Raw genomic sequence first — 2,824 nt, 5'->3', positions numbered from 1 at the left:
TGGACGCGCCGTCCTGATTGACCGCACTGCCCCGCACCAGACCCAGCACACGATGCCCCCGCTCACGCGCACGAGACAGCGGTTCGACCACGAGAGTGCCCACACCCTCACCCCAGCCGGTGCCGTCGGCCTCGGTGGAGAACGCCTTGCAACGCCCATCGCGCGCGAGCCCGCCCTGGCGGCTGAAGTCGGTGAAGGCGACCGGTGTCGACATCACCATCGATCCCGACACCAGTGCCATCGAGCACTCGCCCTTGCGCAACGCCTGCGTGGCCAGGTGCAGCGCGACCAACGACGACGAACACGCCGTGTCCACGGTGATCGCCGGCCCCTCGAACCCGAAGACGTAGGACACCCGACCGGAGGCGATGCTCCCCGACCCACCGGCGCCGGTATAGCCCTCCAGGTCCTCGGGGATGTCCAGTTCCCGTCTGGTGTAGTCCTGGTACATCACCCCCGTGAAGACCCCGGTGTCGCTCCCACGCAGTCCATGCGCGTTCAACCCGGCGTCCTCCAGTGCCTCCCAGGAGGTCTCCAGCAGCAACCGCTGCTGCGGGTCCATCGCCATGGCCTCCCGGGGGGAGATACCGAAGAACCCGGGTTCGAACTCGTACGCGGTGTCGATGAACCCTCCCTCACGGCAGTAGGAGCTGCCGGGGGTCACCCCCTCGGGGTCGTAGAGGGACTCGACGTCCCATCCACGGTCCTCCGGGAAGGGGGCGATGGCGTCTCGCCCCTCGTCCACCAGATCCCACAGTTCTCCGGGTGTGGTGACCCCACCGGGGAAGCGGCAGGCCATACCGACGATGGCCATGGGTTCGTTCCGCTCCTCCCGCTCCTTCTTGAGCTGTTCGCGAGTGCGGTGGAGGTCGGCCGCGACCTTCTTGAGGTAGCTACGAAGTTTCTCTTCACTCATCTTCGACACCGAGTTCCTGGTCGATAAAGGCGAACATCTCGTCATCACTCGCGGACTCGATCCGGGAAACCACGCCCGACTCCTCGTCGTTCTCGGGCTCCACGTCGAGAACAGCCCGCAACCGGGTCCGCAACCGCTCTCGTGCGGATTCGTCCTCGGCGATCTCCCGGATCTGGCGTTCCAGGGAGTCGAGACGGTCACGCAGGGCCGCGTCCGGGTCCGGCATGAGTTCCTCGTACAGGTGGTCCGCGATACCCAGAACGGTGGGGTAGTCGAAGAGCAGCGTCACGGGGAGGCGAAGCCCGGTCGCCTTCCCCAGGCGATTACGGAGCTCGACCGCCGTGAGCGAGTCGAACCCGATGTCGAGGAGCCCTCGGTCCGGGTCGACCGCATCGGCGCCGGAATAGCCCAGCACCGTCGCCGCGGTCTGCCCGACCAGGCCCCGCAACAGTTCCCGACGCTGCTCGTCCGCCATCGCCGCCAGCCGCTCCGGCAGAGGGGCCGTACCCGAACCGGGTTCCTCGTCAGCTGCGGCCGCGACCGGAAGCGCCCTACTCGAACGGGGGACGAGGTCGCGAAGGATCGGCAGAAGGAAACCGTCCGATTCGGCGTCCCGCAGCTGACGGGAGGCGAACTTGGCCGCCGCCACGAACGCCGCGCCCGAGGCCAAAGACGAGTCGAAGAGCTCCAGGGCCTCGTCGGTCCGCAGAACCTCGATACCGGACCGCGAGACCCTCTTGCGGTCCGCGTCGCTCAGCTTGGCGGTCATCTCGCTGTCCTCGCCCCAAACACCCCAGGCCACCGAGGTCGCCGGAGCGCCCTCGCTCCGCAGTCGCGAGGCCAACGCGTCCAACGCGGAGTTGGCCGCCGAGTAGGCTCCCTGCCCGGCCCCGCCAAGGGTCCCCGACACCGAGGAGAAGAGCACGAAGGCCGACGGCTTGAGGTCCTTGACCTGGTGCCACAGGGTCACCGCGCCATCGAGCTTCGGTGCGAGGACGTGCGCGATCCGATCGGGGTCGAGTCCGGAGACGACACCGTCGTCCAGCAGGCCCGCCGCGTGGACCACCGCCTTGAGCGGGAGTTCCGCGGGAACCTCTTCGAGCGCCGCCGCCACCGAGTGGGCGTCCGTCACGTCGCAGGAGACGACGCGTACCTGCACCCCCTCGGCCCCGAGCTCGTCGGCGAGCTCGGCCATGCCGGGGGCTTCGGCACCCCTTCGTCCCGCGAGGACGAGTCCGCGTACGCCATGTCGTTCGACCAGGTGTCGCGCGACCAGGCCGCCCAGTGTCCCCGTGGCCCCGGTGACCAGGACCGTGCCGTCCAGTGCCGGTGTCTCGGACGAGTCGCTCTCGACCGACCGCGTGAGTCTGCGGGCCCGCGGTTCTCCCTCCCACACCAGGAGTTCGGTCTCCCGGTCCAACAGGTCGAGGGCGGGGGACATCGTGGCCGGATCGTCGGTGAAGACCAACCCGAAACGGCCCGGGTGTTCGTTCTGGGCCGCACGGACCAGACCTCTCACCGCCGCGGTGACGATGTCGTCATCGACCGCTTCGATGGTCGGGACCGTGACGGCGAAGACGAGCCGGGAGTCGGCGTACCTCTCGTCCGCGATCCAGGTCCGAAGGAGTTCGAGAGCGCTCGCGGTGGCGGCCCTGGCAGCGGCCGGAGCCTCCGTGAGATCGCCCTCCCAGGTCCGTAGGGGGACCACCACCGTCGATGGGATCGGGGCGGACAACGCACCCAGTGCGTCCGCTCCGGCTCCGGGGTCCAAGCGCACGGTCGCGCCGGCCGGGCCGTCGGAGGGTTCGGTCGTGGTCGGTTCGGTTCGTGTCCAGGACAAGCCGTACAACGGCCCACCACCCGACACCAACCCACCAGCCGGCCGCAACACCAACTCATCGACCGACA

At 68.9% G+C, this 2,824-nt stretch carries 2 protein-coding genes; both read right to left on the bottom strand.

The features are described 5' to 3' along the window. The coding region (locus tag K8V84_RS06340; RefSeq protein WP_304071654.1) for a beta-ketoacyl synthase N-terminal-like domain-containing protein at positions 1 to 916 on the bottom strand (916 nt) is incomplete at its 3' end. Continuing rightward, on the bottom strand, positions 909 to 2,824 hold a 1,916-nt coding region (locus K8V84_RS06335), incomplete at its 5' end, for a type I polyketide synthase (protein WP_304071653.1). The genes K8V84_RS06340 and K8V84_RS06335, both read right to left, overlap by 8 nt.

Source organism: Nocardiopsis listeri (assembly GCF_020741345.1).
In the GTDB taxonomy this organism is placed as follows: domain Bacteria; phylum Actinomycetota; class Actinomycetes; order Streptosporangiales; family Streptosporangiaceae; genus Nocardiopsis; species Nocardiopsis listeri_A.
The sequence above is the reverse complement of the archived record's forward strand: the minus strand, read 5'-3'. Positions and strand labels throughout refer to the sequence as shown.